General features: G+C 71.7%; 20 protein-coding genes and 1 pseudogene. 12 read left to right on the top strand and 9 right to left on the bottom strand.

Annotated features, from left to right (window positions below):
• The first annotated feature begins 37 nt into the window (after positions 1–37).
• Together ACZ4SW_RS16330 and ACZ4SW_RS16335 are read left to right on the top strand one after the other, a co-directional pair.
• Positions 38–994, top strand: a complete 957-nt coding sequence (locus ACZ4SW_RS16330; RefSeq protein ID WP_468243109.1) for an alpha/beta hydrolase — start codon at positions 38–40, stop codon at positions 992–994.
• 69 nt (positions 995–1063) lie between these two features.
• Positions 1064–2005, top strand: coding sequence for an AraC family transcriptional regulator (locus tag ACZ4SW_RS16335; RefSeq protein WP_468243212.1), 942 nt, complete (start codon positions 1064–1066; stop codon positions 2003–2005).
• A gap of 82 nt (positions 2006–2087) precedes the next feature.
• On the opposite strand, the gene ACZ4SW_RS16340 is transcribed toward ACZ4SW_RS16335, so the two are convergent.
• Together ACZ4SW_RS16340 and ACZ4SW_RS16345 are read right to left on the bottom strand one after the other, a co-directional pair.
• Positions 2088–2531 carry an SsgA family sporulation/cell division regulator gene (locus tag ACZ4SW_RS16340; protein WP_468243111.1) on the bottom strand — a complete coding sequence of 148 codons (444 nt, stop codon included), beginning with the start codon at positions 2529–2531 and terminating at the stop codon, positions 2088–2090.
• A gap of 200 nt (positions 2532–2731) precedes the next feature.
• Positions 2732–3568 carry an alpha/beta fold hydrolase gene (locus tag ACZ4SW_RS16345; RefSeq protein WP_468243113.1) on the bottom strand — a complete coding sequence of 279 codons (837 nt, stop codon included), beginning with the start codon at positions 3566–3568 and terminating at the stop codon, positions 2732–2734.
• A 286-nt stretch (positions 3569–3854) separates the two neighbouring features.
• On the opposite strand from ACZ4SW_RS16345, the gene ACZ4SW_RS16350 reads away from it, so the two are divergent.
• Positions 3855–4085, top strand: coding sequence for a hypothetical protein (locus ACZ4SW_RS16350; RefSeq protein ID WP_468243116.1), 231 nt, complete (start codon positions 3855–3857; stop codon positions 4083–4085).
• 11 nt (positions 4086–4096) lie between these two features.
• On the opposite strand, the gene tatA is transcribed toward ACZ4SW_RS16350, so the two are convergent.
• The 4 genes and pseudogenes from tatA to ACZ4SW_RS16370 form a co-directional block, all read right to left on the bottom strand.
• Positions 4097–4354, bottom strand: a complete 258-nt coding sequence (gene tatA, locus ACZ4SW_RS16355; RefSeq protein ID WP_468243118.1) for a Sec-independent protein translocase subunit TatA — start codon at positions 4352–4354, stop codon at positions 4097–4099.
• Between the two features lie 156 nt (positions 4355–4510).
• Positions 4511–4978 (bottom strand): annotated as a pseudogene (locus ACZ4SW_RS16360) (cation transporting ATPase C-terminal domain-containing protein); the annotation flags it as partial.
• 94 nt (positions 4979–5072) lie between these two features.
• Complete coding sequence (locus ACZ4SW_RS16365) at positions 5073–5429, bottom strand: ArsR/SmtB family transcription factor (RefSeq protein WP_468243120.1); 357 nt, start codon at positions 5427–5429, stop codon at positions 5073–5075.
• A 105-nt stretch (positions 5430–5534) separates the two neighbouring features.
• Positions 5535–5939: a pyrophosphohydrolase domain-containing protein gene (locus tag ACZ4SW_RS16370; RefSeq protein WP_468243123.1), complete on the bottom strand. Its 405-nt coding sequence runs from the start codon at positions 5937–5939 to the stop codon at positions 5535–5537.
• Positions 5940–6026: 87 nt separating this feature from the next.
• Between ACZ4SW_RS16370 and ACZ4SW_RS16375 the strand changes: the two genes are divergently transcribed.
• Positions 6027–7025, top strand: a complete 999-nt coding sequence (locus ACZ4SW_RS16375) for a TAXI family TRAP transporter solute-binding subunit (RefSeq protein WP_468243125.1) — start codon at positions 6027–6029, stop codon at positions 7023–7025.
• Between the two features lie 174 nt (positions 7026–7199).
• Here the strand turns inward: ACZ4SW_RS16375 and ACZ4SW_RS16380 are convergent, their stop codons facing one another.
• Both ACZ4SW_RS16380 and ACZ4SW_RS16385 read right to left on the bottom strand, forming a co-directional pair.
• Positions 7200–8621 carry a sensor histidine kinase gene (locus ACZ4SW_RS16380; protein ID WP_468243127.1) on the bottom strand — a complete coding sequence of 474 codons (1422 nt, stop codon included), beginning with the start codon at positions 8619–8621 and terminating at the stop codon, positions 7200–7202.
• Between the two features lie 9 nt (positions 8622–8630).
• Positions 8631–9317 (bottom strand): response regulator transcription factor, encoded by a 687-nt coding sequence (locus tag ACZ4SW_RS16385; RefSeq protein WP_103843240.1) that lies wholly within the window; start codon positions 9315–9317, stop codon positions 8631–8633.
• A gap of 341 nt (positions 9318–9658) precedes the next feature.
• Between ACZ4SW_RS16385 and ACZ4SW_RS16390 the strand changes: the two genes are divergently transcribed.
• From ACZ4SW_RS16390 to ACZ4SW_RS16425, 8 genes are all read left to right on the top strand, one after another.
• The gene (locus ACZ4SW_RS16390; RefSeq protein ID WP_468243130.1) at positions 9659–10435 is read left to right on the top strand and encodes an amino acid ABC transporter ATP-binding protein; all 777 of its coding nucleotides are present in this window, start codon (positions 9659–9661) and stop codon (positions 10433–10435) included.
• A gap of 166 nt (positions 10436–10601) precedes the next feature.
• Positions 10602–11441 (top strand): glutamate ABC transporter substrate-binding protein, encoded by an 840-nt coding sequence (locus ACZ4SW_RS16395; protein WP_468243132.1) that lies wholly within the window; start codon positions 10602–10604, stop codon positions 11439–11441.
• Between the two features lie 76 nt (positions 11442–11517).
• Entirely contained in the window at positions 11518–12183 is a 666-nt protein-coding gene (locus ACZ4SW_RS16400) for an amino acid ABC transporter permease (protein WP_468243134.1), read from the top strand.
• Positions 12180–13064 (top strand): amino acid ABC transporter permease, encoded by an 885-nt coding sequence (locus tag ACZ4SW_RS16405; RefSeq protein ID WP_468243137.1) that lies wholly within the window; start codon positions 12180–12182, stop codon positions 13062–13064. The genes ACZ4SW_RS16400 and ACZ4SW_RS16405 overlap by 4 nt, the downstream gene beginning before the upstream one ends.
• Positions 13065–13236: 172 nt before the next feature.
• Entirely contained in the window at positions 13237–14922 is a 1686-nt protein-coding gene (locus tag ACZ4SW_RS16410; protein WP_468243139.1) for an FAD-dependent monooxygenase, read from the top strand.
• A gap of 117 nt (positions 14923–15039) precedes the next feature.
• Positions 15040–15126, top strand: coding sequence for a putative leader peptide (locus tag ACZ4SW_RS16415; RefSeq protein ID WP_468243214.1), 87 nt, complete (start codon positions 15040–15042; stop codon positions 15124–15126).
• Between the two features lie 67 nt (positions 15127–15193).
• A complete protein-coding gene (locus ACZ4SW_RS16420) occupies positions 15194–15736 on the top strand; it encodes a cupin domain-containing protein (RefSeq protein ID WP_468243141.1) in 543 nt (180 codons plus the stop codon).
• Positions 15733–16134, top strand: a complete 402-nt coding sequence (locus ACZ4SW_RS16425) for a rhodanese-like domain-containing protein (protein ID WP_468243144.1) — start codon at positions 15733–15735, stop codon at positions 16132–16134. Before ACZ4SW_RS16420 ends, ACZ4SW_RS16425 begins: the two co-directional genes overlap by 4 nt.
• 192 nt (positions 16135–16326) lie before the next feature.
• Here the strand turns inward: ACZ4SW_RS16425 and recX are convergent, their stop codons facing one another.
• Entirely contained in the window at positions 16327–17103 is a 777-nt protein-coding gene (recX, locus tag ACZ4SW_RS16430; protein ID WP_468243146.1) for a recombination regulator RecX, read from the bottom strand.

Raw genomic sequence — 17103 nt, forward strand, 5'->3', positions numbered from 1 at the left:
CGCCTCGGGCGGTAGTCCTGCACCTGGAAGGGGCAGCATGTCCCCCGTCAAGCCGGTCCTGGAAGCGGCCGCGCAGGCCTTCGCCGACGCCACGGCCGGCCCACCGTTCCTCCACGACCTCGGCCCGGTCGCGGGGCGCAAGGCCGTCGACGGCGTCCAGGAGGGCGATGTCCCGGTGCCGGACGCCGAAGTGGAAGACCTGGTCGTCCCGGGAGGCCCGTCGGGCCGGGTGTCGATCCGTGTCTTCCGCCCGGTCGGCGCCCAGGGGCCCCTGCCCGTGGTCCTGTACGTCCACGGCGCCGGGTGGGTGTTCGGCAACGCCCGTACCCATGACCGGCTGGTGCGCGAACTCACCGTGCGCGCCCGGGCCGCGACGGTCTTCGTCAACTACAGCCTCTCCCCCGAAGCGAAGTACCCCACGGCGATCGAGGAGATCTACGCGACGCTGCTGTGGGTCTCCGAGGAGGGAGGCGTGCACGGGCTCGACGCGGACCGTGTCGCGGTGGCCGGCGACTCGGTCGGCGGCAACATGGCCGCCGCCACCACTCTCCTGGCCAAGCGGCGCAAGGGACCGAAGCTGGCGGCGCAACTGCTGTTCTACCCGGTCACCGACGCACGCTTCGACACCGGCTCCTACGAGCGGTTCGCGAGCGGCTACTTCCTCAGCCGCGACGGGATGAAGTGGTCCTGGGACCAGTACACGACCGATCCGGCCGAGCGTGCGCAGGTCACCGCCTCACCGCTGCGGGCGAGTCTGCAGGAACTGGCCGGGCTGCCGCAGGCGTTGGTCGTCGTCGCCGAGGCGGACGTGCTTCGCGACGAGGGCGAGGCGTACGCGGCCAGACTGCGCGCCGCCGGCGTGCCGACCACGGCTGTGCTCTACCAGGGCGTCATCCACGACTTCGTGATGCTCAACGCGCTGCGGGACACGTGCGCCGCCAGGGCGGCGACCCAGCAGGGCGGCGAATTCCTCTACGAAGCGCTGCACGCCTGACCGTCGCCCGGCGCGACGGACGTCAACGGTTCACCTCACCCAACGAGCTACGGCATGGTTGGAGCTTTCATGGCCGAGTCGGCGGTTTCCCACCTCTCGAAGAGCGATGCGCGTCCTGTGCCGACCCTACTGACCCTGTCTCCGTTCTCCGATGCCCGGCACTTCCGCACCGTCTCCCGACTACGCCGCGGGGAAGGCGCCGAATTCCTTCACCTGGGAATTCAGATCCGTGGCTCCGCCGCCGTCTCCCGTCATGGCACGGAAGTCCTCCTGGAGCCCGGCGATCTCGTCTTCTGCGATCCGGATCTGCGTGGGTTCCGGCACCTCGGCGACGACTGCCGGGTGACGGTCTTCCGCATGCCCCGCCGCCACCTGGGAGTGTCGGAGTCGGACGTGCGCCGTGTCGCCGGTGTGCCCGTCCGGGGAAGCGAAGGCGTGGGCGCGATGGTGTCGGTCTTCCTGTCCGCGCTCGCCGACGAAGCGGAGTTGCGCGGCTCGCGGATCGGCGACCGGCTCGCCCGCAGCGCCGTGGACCTCGTCTCCGCACTCGTCGGGGAACTCCTGGCGCAGGGGAACCGTCCGGGGACACCGGACGCGCCGGGCACCGGCAACGAGCTGCTGCCACGGATCAAGGAATTCATAGAACTGAACCTGGTGGATCCCGATCTGTCACCCACTTCGATCGCGCTCGCGCACCATGTTTCCGTCCGGTACCTGCACAAGCTCTTCCAGAGCGAGGGCACGACGGTGAGCCAGTGGGTACGGCGGCGCAGGCTCGACGTCAGCCGGCAGGAGCTGGGCCGGACATCGAACCGGGGGACGACCGTGTCGGCTGTGGCGCGCCGGGCGGGTTTCACCAGCCCGTCGCATTTCAGCCGGGTGTTCCGCGACGCCTACGGTATGTCCCCCAGCGAGTGGCAGGCGTGCACCTGGTCGGTTCTGGAGTCCCCGGTCGCCGAATCCCGGGGTGCCCGGGGCCGGAAGAGCGTTCCGATCGGCGATGCGGCCTGATCCGGCCGGTGCGCACGACTCGGCTTGCGGCCGGCGGGCGCACGAACACGTCGAGGGGCGGCATGCCTTACGGGCCGAGCCGTCACTCGCTTCCCGCCATGAGTTCGGCCACGACGCGGTCCATGTCGATGTGGAGTCCTTCCGCGCCCGGCGGCACGATCCTGTCGGTGTGCGCCAGGAACGCGATGACCGCGGCGGTCGGCAGGTCCAGGGCGGCGGCCCCCGTGACGGACCTGACGACGATGCGCACCGAGTTCCGGCGGCGGCCGTGCCGGGGGCTGACCAGGACGTCTCCGACACCCACGGGCCGCTTCAGCCTCTCCGACAGGAGGCTGCGGGCGAACACCCAGTCGACGGTGCCGGTCGGCGCCCCTCCGAGGGAGAGGCACACGGCGTAGGGGTCCGCTGTGTCGTAGCGCAGCTCGGCGGGCAGCGGTACCGGCGGTGCGTCCGCGACGACGGCACGCACCACGACCTCGTGCGCGACCGAGGTGCCATCGGGGGCACCGGAAAACGGCAGAGTCATTTCGTACCTCGATCAGCAGCTCTCGTGCGGGGGCAGCGTCTACGCAAATGACCTGAACCGACCGATGGAAACCCCTTGCAGGTGAACGTACGCCGTGTCGTCCGTGTGGGTCCCGAGGGGGACCGCGGCCGCAGGGGAGGGCGGCCGGGGACGTGCGGGAGCCGGACCGCCCCCGTCGCGGCGGCCCGGCTCCCGTCGGGTCACTTCGCCAGGAAGGCGAGGAGGGCCGCGTTGACCTCCTCGGCGTGGGTCCACAGCAGGCCGTGCGGGGCGCCCTCGATCTCGACGTAGTCGGCGGACGGGAGCGCCTTGTGGAACGGCCGCGCGGTCCCCTCGACGGGCAGGATGCGGTCGCCCGTGCCGTGCAGGATCAAGGCCGGCACATCGATGGCCGGGATGTCGGCCCGGAAGTCGGTGTACCAGGTCGACGGCGCGGCGGCCGCGGCGAAGAAGCCACCGCCCGCGGCGACGTTCCAGCTGTTGCGTACGGCCTCCTCGCTGATCCTGGTGCCCAGGTTCTCGTCGAGGTTGTAGAAGTCCTTGTAGAAGGCCGTGTAGTACGCGTAGCGGTCCGCCTTGACGGCCGCGACGATGCCGTCGAAGAACTCCTTCGGGGCGACCCCGTCGGGGTTGTCGTCGCTCTTGAGCAGGCAGGGCTCCAGCGAGGCCAGGAAGGCGACCTTGGCGATCCGGGCGGAGCCGTAGGCGGACACGTACCGGGCGACCTCGCCGGTGCCCATCGAGAAGCCGACGAGGACGGCGTCTTGCAGGTCGAGGGTCTCCAGCACGGTGTTCAGGTCGGCGGCGAAGGTGTCGTAGTCGTATCCGGTCGTCGGCTGGCTGGACTGCCCGAAACCGCGGCGGTCGTAGGTGATCACGCGGTAGCCGGCGTCGAGCAGCACGGCGCTCTGCCGCTCCCAGGAGTGGCCGTCCAGCGGGAAGCCGTGGATGAGGACGACCGGCTGTCCGGATCCATGGTCCTCGTAGTAGAGGTCGATGGGGGTGGAGTTCTCCTGGCCCACGGTGATGTACGGCATGTGCTGCATCCTCGTTTGCGGTGACTGGTGCATGGCTGGGACTCCGCCACGCTAGGGCGGACCCCGCGCCACCCGTTGCCGCACAGCGCACCGGTGCTTGCCTGCGGGCGCAGACCACCCGCGCCGAGGCAGCCGCGAGCTCGGCCGCGGCACGGCGGCACGGCGGCACGGCGGCACCCGACGTTCCCCTCGCGGCTGCCGCCCTGCCGCGCGCTCCGGCCGCCGGTGCCGGGCCAGTGGTGCACCTCACAACACTTCAGCGGTTGCGCAACTCTAAAGTTCAGACATGGATCTTCACGTCGCGACGAAGTGGGAGACGGCGGTGCTCGCCGGAGGGCCGGCCGACGGCCTGCGCATGCAGGTCGCGGGCCGGCCCTCGGTGCTCCAGGTGACCTACCCCTGCCGGGTCGAGTCCCCGGCGGACGGCGTACGCGTGGAGGCGCTGTACGTCTACCGGCGTCGGCTCGGCGTGGGCAGCGAGCCGCTGACCTACGGCTTCGACAGCGCCAGCCCCTGACGGGTGCGGTCTCAGCCGGCCGCGGCCGGCGGCCGTTCCGTGGCCGCCTCCGCGGAGGTCCGCACGGCCGTCGGCTCGACGGGGGTGGTGGCGGATGCGGCGGGCACGGACGCGTTCTCGTCCTTCATCGCCTTCGCCTCGCTCTTGAGGATGCGCATCGACTTGCCGAGCGCCCGGGCGGTGTCCGGGAGCTTCTTGGAGCCGAACACCACGATGAGGACGATCGCGACGATCAGCAGGTGCCAGGGTTCCAGTCCGTTGCGGAGCATGACGCGCCCGCCCTTCCGCGCCTCGGCCGAGGGCGACTCTCGCCGCTCGCCCACGCCATGTCGGTTGTTACGTCGCGCAACTGTACAACCCGGGGTCGGCGGCGGAACCGGACGGAAGACGAAGAGTGCGGAAACCGGCGGGACCCGGCCGGCCGGTCACCACTGCGCGCCGGATCGTCGTTCGTAGCGCGCCCTGACCGCCCACAGGGCGAGCGCGTAGAGGGCGAGGACGGCGGCGAGCAGCAGGTGGTACGCCACCGGCAGCACGGTCAGGCCGAGTGCGGAGCCGAGCGGGGACAGCGGCAGCAGGACCGCCACGGCGGCGAGAACGGCGGCGGCCCGTCCGACCGGGCCCGGCGCGCGCCCTTCGGCGGCGCGTCGGCCGGACCTCAGCAGCAGCATCACCAGGGCCTGGGTGAGCAGGTTCTCCGTGAACCACGCCGAGTGGAACACCGCGTCGTCGTCGAGTGCGTCAGGATCGTACAGCGCGAGCGCCAGAACGCCGAAGGTGGCGAGGTCGGCGACCGCGTTGAGCAGCCCGAAGCCGGTGATGAAGCGCAGGAAGTCGCGGGGCCGCAGCACGGTGGGCCGGGTGAGCGCCCGGGCCGCGGGACGGTCGTGGGCGCCGCTGCTTTCCAGGCGGCGCAGTTCCTGAAGGGAGGTCGGGCCGCCGGCGCCGGGGTCGGGGCCGGGCGGGGCTGCCGGCGTGGCGGCGGTCTCAGAGGCCACGGATCCGGGGTGCCGGGACGTCGGCGGGAGCGGCACGGTCGGCCAGCCGGCCGACCAGCAGGCGCACCACGGTCACGACGTCCGCGTCGTCGACGAAGTACACCTGGCGGCGGCCCTCACGACGGGAGCCGACGAGTCCGGCCAGCTTGAGCTTCGTCAGGTGCTGGCTCACGGCGGGCAGCGCGCCGCCGACCCGCTCGGCGAGCCCGGTGACGTCGCTCTCGCCCTGCGCGAGCGCCCACACGATGTGCAGCCGCGCGGGCGAGGCCAACAGCCCGAACGCGGCGGCCGCCTGGGACAGCACCTCGGCGGACGGATCCTCGAAACCACCGCCGACTGCCGCCACCGTGGCCCTCCTGTTCACACCTGGCTCATCTCGTTCTCGCAGGGGGTCAGTCTAGGCGGCACCGGGCCACGGGTCGCCGAGCCGGACACCCGTGCGATGCCGTCCTTAGTGCCCCTCCGGCGTCCACCCCTGTCGGCGCAGGACCGCCGAGACGTCCGGGGCGCGGTAGTGGTCGCCCTTGAGGACCTTGCCGTCGGCCCGGCGGGACACCGTGCCGTCCGGGCCGACCTTCGTCATGTTGGCGCGGTGGATCTCGGCGATGACGGCGTCCAGGTCGATGCCGTGCACCAGCGCCGTCCCGTACGCCACGTACACGAGGTCGGCCAGCTCGTGCGCCAGCCGGTCCAGCGGGCCGCTGACGGACACCTCGGCGACCTCCGCGGCCTCCTCGGCGAGCAGTTCTCCGCGGTGCGCGGCCAGCTCCGGGGAGACCTCCGTGGGCACGGAACGCACGTCGAGACCGAAGGCGGTGTGGAACTCACGGACGAGGGAGGCGGGCGAAGGACGCATCCGCCGACCCTACCCGTTCGACGCCTCCCGCCCTCCCCCGCCTCCGGGCCTGGTCAGACGGGCGCCGGGCCTGGCAAGATCGCGCGCATGCTCCAGGCTCTCCCCCGCATCGGCAGACGCCGCGCGCTGCTGGGCTCGGCGGCCGCGTGCGCGGTCCTCGGGCTGCTGCTGTGGTGGCTGCTGCCGCTCGGCGAGGGGTCCCCGAGCGGCACGGTCACCTTCAGCACGGGCACCCCCAGCGGCGTCTACGAGAAGTACGGCACGCTGCTGCGGCAGACGATCGCCCGGGACATGCCGCGGCTGGACGTGCGGCTGATGAACAGCGACGGGTCGCAGGAGAACGTGCGCCGGGTGGCCGGCGGGAAAGTGGACTTCACGATCGCGGCGGCCGACGCGGTGGAGACGTACCGGCTTCAGAACGGGCCCGGGGCCGGCCTGCTGCGCGGCTGCGCCCGGCTGTACGACGACTATGTGCACCTGGTGGTGCCGCGCTCGTCCACCGTGCGGTCGGTGGCGGACCTGAAGGGCCGCGTGGTCGCCGTCGGGCCGGGCGGGTCCGGGGTGCGGCTGATCGCGGAGCATGTGCTGAGGGCGGCCGGGCTGGACCCCGGGAAGGACATCACGCCGCTGTCCGACGGCATCGCGACGATGCCGGGCCTGTTGCGAGAGCACCGGATCGACGCGTTCTTCTGGTCGGGCGGCCTGCCCACCGGCGCGATCACGGAGCTGTCGCATCACTTCCCGGTCCGCCTGGTGCCGATCGGCGGCGACCTGGTGGCGAAGCTGCACGCGCAGGGCGGCGCCTCGCGCTACTACCGGGCCGCGGTGATGCCCGCCGACGCCTATCCGCAGGCGCAGCACGGCGTCTCCGTGCAGACCGTGGCCGTCGCCAACCTCCTGGTCACGCGTCAGGACATGAACGCGGAGCTGACCGAGAAGCTCACCCGCGTGGTCATCGACAGCCGCGACGGGATCGGCGCGCAGGTGCACGCCGCGCAGTTGGTGGATCTGCGCACGGCGATCTACACGGATCCGCTGCAACTGCACGAGGGTGCGCGGCGGTACTACCGGTCGGTGAAACCGTAGTCCCCGTCCGCCGGGTGGTGGGTGACCGCTCCGGGCGCTCCGCCTCCACACCCCCGGATCGGCCTGAACGGCCTCGCCGCCACACGCCTCACCGTCACACGCCGGGCCGTCACACGCCGCGCCGTCACACGCCGGGCCGGCTGACGGCGGCCCCGGCCCCGGCCGGGAGGCCCCTCACACGCCGGTGCGCCCGGCCCCCGTCGCCGTCCGCGGCAGCGACAACGTCACCTTCAGGCCGTGCGGCTCGTGGTGCTCGTACGAGATGGAGCCGCCGCCCGCCGCCAGCAGCGTGCGGGTGATCGACAGGCCGAGGCCCGAGCCCTTGATGTTCTGGTGGGCGGCGCTGCGCCAGAACCGGTCGCCGACGCGGGAGAGTTCCTCGTCGCTGAGCCCGGGCCCGGCGTCGGCGACCACCACCGTGGCGGTGTCCCCGGTGGCCGCGACCTCCACCTGAACGCTCTCGCCGGCGGGCGTGAACTTCACCGCGTTGTCGATGACGGCGTCCAGTGCGCTGGACAGGGTCACGGGGTCCGCCCAGGCCGTGGTGGCCGGGCAGGTGCCGGCCAGCCGTACACCCTTGGCCTCGGCGGTCGGCACCCAGGCCGCCACCCGTTCGGCGGTCAGCGCGCCGACGTCGGTGAGCCGCAGGTCCGCCTCGGCGTGCTCGGCGAGCGCCAGGTCGAGCAGATCGTCCAGGACCTGTGCGAGGCGCTTGCCCTCGGTGCGCACCGACGCGATCTCCTCGTTTCCCTCCGGCAGTTCCAGCGCGAGCAGTTCGATGCGCAGCAGCAGCGCGGCCAGCGGATTGCGCAACTGGTGGGAGGCGTCCGCGACGAAGGCGCGCTGCTGCTCGAGGACCTCCTCCACGTTGTCCGCCATCTCGTTGAACGACCGTGCCAGACGCCGCAGTTCCGGAGGCCCGCCCGCCGCCGCGACCCTGGACTTCAGGCGCCCGGTCGCTATGTCGTGGGTCGTCGCGTCCAGCACCCGCACCGGCCTGAGCACCCATCCGGTCAGCCGGAGCGCCGCACCGACGGCGAGGAGCATCGCCGCGACCTCGCCGGCGCCGATGAACAGCCAGCCGTGCAGGATCCTCGACCGCATCTGCCCGGTGGGCGAGTCGGTGACGACCACGGCGACGACGTCACCGTCACGGATGACCGGCGAGGCCACCACGAGCCGGCTGCGCTGCCAGGGCCAGACCTGCTCGGGATCGTGGCTGCGCCGCCCGAGCAGCGCCTCGTTGAAGGCGTCGCGGCCCTCACCCTTCTGCGGCAGGAACCAGTCCCCGGGCGCGTTGGCCATGGGGGTGTCGTCGCGGTAGAAGACGCCGGCCCGGATGCCGTACACGCTGTAGTACATGCGCAGTTCGTCGGCCAGGGTCTCGCCGCGCTCGTCCGTGGCCCCGGTCCGGGAGCCGGTAGGCCGGTCGGTGACGAACTGGGCGAGCGCGGCGAAGCGCGCGGTGTCGTCGATGCGGTCGACGACGACCCGCTGCTGCTGTGCGGCCGCGAGACTCACCGCGAGCGGCACACCGAGCGCCAGCAGCACGGCCGCCATCAGGACGATCAGCAGCGGAAGGAGACGTGCGCGCACCCTTGCCCGCTAGGCGGCCGGGGCGACGAGCCGGTACCCGACGCCGCGCACGGTCTCGATCAGCGCGGGCATGCGCAGCTTGGAGCGCAGGGAGGCGACGTGCACCTCCAGGGTGCGCCCGGTCCCCTCCCAGCTCGTCTGCCACACCTCGCTGATGATCTGCTCGCGGCGGAACACCACACCCGGGCGCTGGGCCAGCAGGGCGAGCAGGTCGAACTCCTTGCGGGTGAGCTGGACGACCGAACCGTCCACGCTGACGCGGCGGGTCGGGAACTCGATGTGCACGGGGCCGAGGCGCAGCGCGGTCTCGGTGGCGCCGGTGTCGTCCAGGTGCGGCGTGCGCCGGCTGACGGCGTGGATGCGCGCGAGCAGTTCCCCGGTGTCGTACGGCTTGACCACGTAGTCGTCGGCGCCGAGGTTCAGGCCGTGGATCCGGGACCGTACGTCCGAACGCGCGGTGACCATGATCACGGGGGTGCCGGTGCGCTTGCGGATCTTGGCGCAGACCTCGTAGCCGTCCTGGTCGGGCAGGCCCAGGTCGAGCAGGACGACGCCGAAGCCGGCGCCCTCGGGGACCAGGGCCTGCAGGGCCTCCTCGCCGCTGCGGGCGTGCGTGACCTCGAAGCCGTGCCGGGCCAGGACCGCGGACAGGGCGGCCGCGACGTGGTTGTCGTCCTCGACGAGAAGCAGTCTCATGCCGGCCCCCTCCGGTTTCTCGGTCCTACGGTCTGTGTGCACTCCCGGCGCACGCAAGGCGTTGCCCTGCGCTGCACCGCGAAGACGTCACCCACCCGAACGCGTGGGCACACGCGCGTGCACCAACGAAGTCACGCCGATGAACGAGGACGCCGTCAAGGGGCTTCGGGTTGCGGGCGGCTTCCGTTATCCAGCCGGTACGCGGTCGCCCGGGCTCCGCTACGGCTCGTGTCCGACCGCTACCGGTTTGTGATGCTCAGATCTCCCTCAGATGTAATGACGCTGGTCGTGCGCGTCACTACTGTCCTCCGAAACCGAGCGAGGACGGAGCCAGTCAGCACATGACCGAAGTATCGGTGGCCAAGGACTCGGTGGCCGCGACCGACGAACTGGTCGTCCTGAGGAGCGTCAACAAGCACTTCGGCGCGTTGCACGTGCTCCAGGACATCGACCTGACCATCGCGCGTGGTGAGGTCGTCGTCGTCATCGGCCCCTCCGGGTCCGGGAAATCCACCCTCTGCCGCACCATCAACCGCCTGGAGACCATCGACTCGGGCGACATCCTCATCGACGGCAAGCCGCTGCCCCAGGAGGGCAAGGAGCTGGCCCGGCTGCGCGCCGACGTCGGCATGGTCTTCCAGTCCTTCAACCTCTTCGCGCACAAGACGGTGCTCGAGAACGTGATGCTGGGCCAGATCAAGGTCCGCAGGACCGACAAGCAGCAGGCCGAGGACAAGGCGCGCGCGCTGCTCGACCGGGTGGGCGTCGGCACCCAGGCGGACAAGTACCCCGCACAGCTCTCCGGCGGCCAGCAGCAGCGAGTGGCGATCGCCCGCGCGCTGGCGATGGACCCCAAGGTCATCCTCTTCGACGAGCCGACCTCGGCCCTGGACCCCGAGATGATCAACGAGGTCCTGGAGGTCATGCAGCAGCTCGCCCGGGACGGCATGACCATGGTGGTGGTCACCCATGAGATGGGCTTCGCCCGCTCGGCCGCCAACCGGGTGGTCTTCATGGCGGACGGCCGCATCGTCGAGGAGGCCACGCCGGACCAGTTCTTCAGCAACCCGCGCAGCGACCGCGCGAAGGACTTCCTGTCGAAGATCCTGCACCACTGACGCCCCGCACCGGGCGTCATCCGTCCGCTCGCCCCGAGCCCGACACCGCCGACACCCCGCGTCACCACCGCCGCACCCCGCACGGCCGCGACACCGCCGCCGGTGACCCGCCTCGCGGGCGCCGGCCTCGGGTCCGCATCTCTTCACCACGCAAAGGATGTTCACCATGAAGCTCCGCAAGGTCACCGCGGCCACGGCCGTCGTCCTCGCCCTCGCCACCGCCGCCACCGCCTGCGGATCGGACAAGAAGAGCGACGGCGGCTCGTCCTCCGGCGGCGGCAAGACGATCAAGATCGGCATCAAGTTCGACCAGCCCGGCCTCGGCCAGAAGACGCCGCAGGGCTACTCCGGCTTCGACGTGGACGTCGCCACGTACGTCGCCAAGCAGCTCGGCTACAACGCCGACCAGATCGAGTGGAAGGAGTCGAAGAGCGCCGACCGCGAGACCATGCTGCAGCGGGGTGACGTCGACTTCATCGCCGCCACGTACTCGATCACCCCGAAGCGCGAGGCGAAGGTCGACTTCGCCGGCCCGTACCTGCTCGCCCACCAGGACGTGCTGATCCGCGCCGACGACAACTCCATCAAGTCGCCCGCGGATCTGAACTCCAAGAAGCTGTGTTCGGTGACGGGCTCGACCTCGGCGCAGAACGTCCATGACAGGCTCGCCCCGAAGGCCAACCTGCTGCAGTACCCGACGTACTCGGCCTGCCTGACGGGTCTGCAGAACGGTGCCGTCGACGCGCTGACCACCGACGACTCGATCCTCGCCGGCTACGCCTCGCAGGCCGCCTTCAAGGGCAAGTTCAAGCTCGGCGGCTTCAAGATGACCAACGAGAACTACGGCATCGGCGTCAAGAAGGGCAGCGCCCTGAAGGCGAAGATCAACGCCGCCCTGGAGAAGATGGTCTCGGACGGTTCGTGGAAGAAGGCCGTGGAGAAGAACTTCGGCCCCGCGAACTACAAGAACGAGCCCGCGCCGAAGATCGGCAACATCGTCAAGTAAGCAGGGCCACCGGGTGCGCCGCCCACGGGGGAGCGGCGCACCCGGGCCTGTCCGACACGCGGAAGCGCGGGACCTCATGTTCGACTTTCTTGATCACTACGACGTGCTGGGAGCGTTCTGGACGACGGTGCAGCTCGCCGTCCTGTCCGCGATCGGCTCCCTGATCTGGGGCACCGTGCTGGCCGCCATGCGGGTCGGTCCGGTGCCGCTGATGCGCGGTTTCGGGGCCGCCTACGTGAACATCGTGCGGAACATCCCGCTGACCGTGATCATCCTGTTCACCTCGCTCGGGCTCAACCAGACCCTGGGCGTCGGCCTCGGCGCCACCGACTTCAAGGTCATCAACTTCCGGCTCGCCGTGCTGGGTCTGATCCTCTACACGGCGGCGTTCGTGTGCGAGGCGCTGCGGTCCGGCATCAACACCGTGCCCGTCGGTCAGGCGGAGGCGGCCCGTGCGCTCGGGCTGAACTTCACCCAGGTGCTCACGCTCGTCGTGCTGCCGCAGGCGTTCCGCTCGGTCGTCGGCCCGCTGACGAACGTCCTGATCGCGCTGACGAAGAACACCACGGTGGCGGCCGCGATCGGCGTCGCCGAGGCGGCCGTGCTGATGAAGGAGATGCTCGAGAACGAGGCCCAGCTCCTGCTGATCTCCGCGGTGATCGCCTTCGGGTTCGTGTGTCTGACGCTGCCGACCGGCCTGATCCTCGGCTGGGTGGGCAAGAAGGTGGCGGTGAAGCGATGACGTCCGTCCTCTACGACGCCCAGGGCCCCAGGGCCAAACGGCGCAACGTCGTCTACACGGTGGTGTTCCTGATCGCCCTGGCCGCGCTCGGGTGGTGGGTGTTCACCAGCCTCGACGACAAGGGCCAGCTCGACTGGGAGAAGTGGAAGCCGTTCTTCGGCGGCACGGAGGCCTGGACGACCTACATCTGGCCTGGGGTGCAGAACACGCTGAAGGCCGCCGCCCTGGCGATGCTCCTCTCGCTGCCGCTGGGCGCGGTCCTGGGCATCGCCCGGCTCTCGGACCACGCCTGGATACGGGTCCCGGTCGCGATCGTGGTGGAGTTCTTCCGCGCCATCCCGGTCCTCGTCCTGATGATCTTCGGCCAGGCCCTCTTCTCGCAGTACACCAACGTCAGTTCGGATGATCGCCCGATGTACTCGGTGATCACCGGCCTCGTCCTCTACAACGCCTCCGTCCTCGCGGAGATCGTCCGCGCGGGCATCCTGGCCCTGCCGAAGGGCCAGTCCGAGGCCGCCCTGGCGATCGGTCTGCGCAAGAACCAGGTGATGCGGTTCATCCTGCTGCCGCAGGCGGTCACCGCGATGCTGCCGGCGATCGTCAGCCAACTGGTGGTCATCGTGAAGGACACGGCGCTGGGCGGCGCGGTCCTCACCTTCCCCGAACTGCTCGCCTCGGTCTCGCCGATGAGCTCCTACTACGGCGCCAACACCATCGCCAGCTTCACGATCGTGGCCGTCATCTACATCGCCATCAACTTCTCGCTGACGACGTTCGCGAGTTGGCTCGAGAAGCGGCTGCGGCGGGGCAAGAAGTCGACCGGTGCGGTACTGCCTCCGGCGGCGGTCGGTGCGGCCGAATCCACGGGGGCGGCCGCCTGACGTCCCACCAGTCCCTTTGAGCAGGCAGGGCAGTGGCGTCACGCCACTGCCCTCGTCGCTTGACGGGCGCTGCGGCAATGGGTTGCATACGTCAGGTGATCGTGCACCCGGCTCCACCTGCCTGTTCCCGAACGTTCCCCGACACACCGCGCAGGGCGGAGGGCACCACGCCGTGGACCCGGTGATCATCGTGGGGGCGGGGCCCGTCGGGCTCTCGCTCGCGCTGGCCCTGGCCCGGCAGGAGGTGCCGTCCGTCGTCCTCGACGAAGGCCCGGGCAAGGACGAACCACGGGCCGCGCGCACCGTCGTGCTGCGCGACGACACGGCCGCCCTGGTGGAACGACTCGCCGGGGTTCCGCTCACCGGAGCCGGGCTGCGGTTCACCGGCTGGCGGTCGATGCGGCGCAAGCAGGTCACCCGGAAGGTCGCCTTCGAGACGGACGGCGCGCGGCAGGAGGAGCCCGGCGGCGGATACGGGCCCGGTGCCGAGCGGACCGCCGAAGGCCGCAAGGGCGCCGTCGAGGAACCCGGAGGACCGGCCCCGCTGCACATCGCCCAGCATGTGCTGACCGGAGCCCTGCGCACCGCCGTCACCGGACAGCCGCTGATCAAGGTCGCCGTGGAAAGCCGCCTCGACGCCCTGGAACAGGAGCCCGCCGGTGTCACGGCGCACACGCGCGGCCCGCAAAGCACCTGGTGGCGCGGCAGCTACCTGGTCGGCTGCGACGGACCGCGCTCCACGGTGCGCAAGCTTCTCGACATCCGCTTCCCCGGCCGTACCGCGGTGGAACGGCACGCCGTCGCCGCGCTGCGCACCGAACTTCCGTGGCCCGGCGAAGCGTTGCTGCACCGGATGCCGCCGTGGCGGACGTCGGGCCCCTCGGGGGGCGAGGTCACGGCACGGCCCCTGCCCGACGGAGTGTGGCGGCTGGACTGGCTGCTGCCGCCGGGCAAGGACCTGGTCACGCCCGAACTGCTGGTGACCCGCATCCGGGAGACCCTCGCCGGCTGGAACGGGGGCACCACCCCCGCCTACGACCTGCTGGACACCGGCGTCCACACCGTCCACCACCGGCTGGCCCGCCGCTGGCGATCCGGCCGGGTCTTCCTCGCCGGGGACGCCGCGCACCTGCTCGGCGCGCTCGGCACGCAGGGCCTCGACGAGAGCCTGCGGGACGTCGACAACCTCGCCTGGAAGCTGGCGCTGGTCTGGCACCACGGGCCGCGCGAGACGCTGCTCGACAGCTACCAGGCGGAGCGCCGCGCCGTGGTGGCGGCCCGGCTGCGCGCCGCCGACCAGGCGCTGCCGCTGCTGCGCGGCGGCGGAGGTCTGCGGTCCTACGTTCCCGGGTCCGCCCGCGGCCATGAGGCGCTGCTCGCGGACGGCCACCTGGGGAGGGGCGCGCTCGGCACGCCGGGGACGTACGCCGCCTCGCCGCTGGCGGCCGCGCCCAGCGAGTCCGCGGCGGTGGTGGGCACCGAACCCGGGGCCCAGGTCGCGGATGTGCGGGTGACGGCGGAGGACGGCTCCTTCGTACGGCTGCGGGACCGGCTCGGACGCGGATCGCTGCTGGTGGTGCTGGTCGCCCCGGGCACCGGCGTGTGGGAGCGCAAGCACTGGGTGTCGGCCGGGATCATGCCCCGGCTGGCGGCGGCCGTGACCGCCCTCCCGCACCCCGCGGAACTGCTGGTCGCCGAGAGCTACCCGGGCGCCGCCGCCCACACCGTGCTGCTGATCCGGCCGGACGGCCATCTCGTCACGGCACTCGGCGGGGTGCGCCCGGCGGACCTGTACGCGGCGGCCGAGACCGCACTCGGCGGCCCGGCGAAGGCGCAGGCGGCGGCGAGCGCACGCTGAGACGCTGCGGACTCCACCCCCGCCGCCCACCCGCCGCCTCAGAACTCACGGTCACCATGAGGTCCACATGGTGACCGTGAGTTGACCGGCCTCCACCGTCATGGTGTACTCCGGATCGTGACCGACACGTATGCGCTCCTGTGGCGGAGGGTCCATATGGACCTCGTCCGCTATGCGGGCTGCGTGTGTCGCCCGTCCTGTTGATCTCGCTTCCCTCACCGCGCTGCCCCTGCCGCCGCGCGCCACCACGCGAATCCCAGGACGGTCCGCCTTGTCTCTCTCCCCTTCTGCACCCCTGCCCGCCGTCCCCACCCGGGCCCAGGCTCCCACCCAGGCCGAACTCCTCGACTTCGTGCGCCGTACCGCCGCCGACGCCGAACTGATCGCCTCACTCCCGCTGGACCCCGAGGGCCGTACCTGGGTACGGCTCGAGGGACCCGGTGGCAGCGAGGCCTGGCTGATCGGCTGGCCGCCCGGCACGGGCACCGGCTGGCACGACCACGCCGACTCGATCGGCGCCTTCATCACCGCATCGGGTGAACTGCACGAGTACTCCCTCGCGGTCCGGCTGCCCTCCGACGGCTGGAAGACCCTGGAACTCACCGACGGAGTCGACCGGGAGCGGCGACTGCCTGCCGGGAGGGGCCGCTCCTTCGGCCGGCACCATGTGCACGAGGTGCTCAACGAGTCGACCGAGCGACATGCCGTCTCGGTGCACGCCTACTACCCGCCCCTGCCGCAGATCCGCCGCTACAGTCGCACCGGGCAGGTGCTCCGTCTCGAGCAGGTCGAACGTCCGGAGGACTGGAGTTGAGTTCCGCACCCGAAGGCCCCGTGGGCATCGACGAGTTGCTGGAGCAGGTCCGCGAGGGCCTGGACCGGGTCGAGCCGGCGGAGGCCCACGAGGCCGCACGAGCCGGCGAGGCCCTGCTCGTGGACATCCGCTACGCGGCCCTGCGGGACCGCGACGGACTCATCCCCGGCGCGCTGGTCGTCGAACGGAACGAACTGGAGTGGCGACTGGACCCGCAGGGCAGCCACCGCCTCCCCGAGGCCACCAGCCACGACCTGCGCGTCGTGGTCATCTGCAACGAGGGCTACGCCTCCAGCCTGGCCGCCGCGTCCCTCCGCCAACTCGGCCTGCACCGCGCCACCGACCTGGTGGGCGGCTTCCAGGCCTGGAGAGCGGCGGGGCTGCCGGTGGCGTCGTAGGGGCGATTGCTGTGGGTGGTCGGGCTGTGTTGCGGGGGTCGGGCTGAGCTGCGGGGGGCTGGTCTGGGCGGGGACGCTGGGCTCCGCGGGGGTCGGGCTGAGCTGCGGGGGGCTGGTCTGGGCGGGGACGCTGGGCTCCGTGTCAGGAGGGGAGGGCCCCTCCCCCCTCCCCTCCCTCCCCCTCCCCCGTCTTCACAACCCCTCGTCCCCCAGGCCCTCCGTGTCCTCCCCCTCCTCCGCCAGGGCCTGGCGGACCACACGTAGGGCCAGCCCCTCGGAGTAGCCCTTGCGGGCGAGCATGCCCGCGAGGCGGCGCAGGCGCTTGTCGCGGTCGAGGCCGCGGGTGGCGCGCAGTTTGCGGGCGACGAGCTCGCGCGCGGTCGCCTCCTCCTGATCGGCGTCCAGCTGCCCCACCGCCGCGTCGATCAGCGCGGAGTCCACGCCCTTCGTCCGCAGTTCCTGGGCGAGCGCCCGGCGGGCCAGACCCCGGCCGTGGTGCCGGGATTCCACCCAGGCGTCCGCGAAGGCGCCGTCGTCGATCAGGCCGACCTCCTCGAAGCGCGACAGCACCTCGTCGGCCGCGTCTTCGGGGATCTCCCGCTTGCGCAGGGCGTCCGCGAGCTGTTTGCGCGTGCGTGGAGTTCCGGTGAGCAGGCGCAGGCAGATCGCCCGCGCCTGCTCGACCGGGTCCCCCGGGTGCTCCCCCGTCCCGGCCCTCGACGAGAAGGAAGAGCCTCCGTCCTGTGGGGCGTCGGCCGGTCCCCCGGCACCGCGCCGCCGCCCTCGCCCGCGTCCACCGCGCACACGGCCCTCGCCGCCTGCGGCGTCCTCGCCGTGCGGTTCCACGTCGCCGCGCATGTCCTCGTGCGCCGCGTGACCGCTCCCGACGAACCCCGTGTCGCGCCCGCCGCCCGGCCGCTGCGGGGCGGCGGGGTGGGCGTACTCGGCCCAGTCGGTTCGTCGTGTCAT

The sequence above is a fragment of the Streptomyces sp. NPDC028331 genome (genome assembly GCF_055565775.1).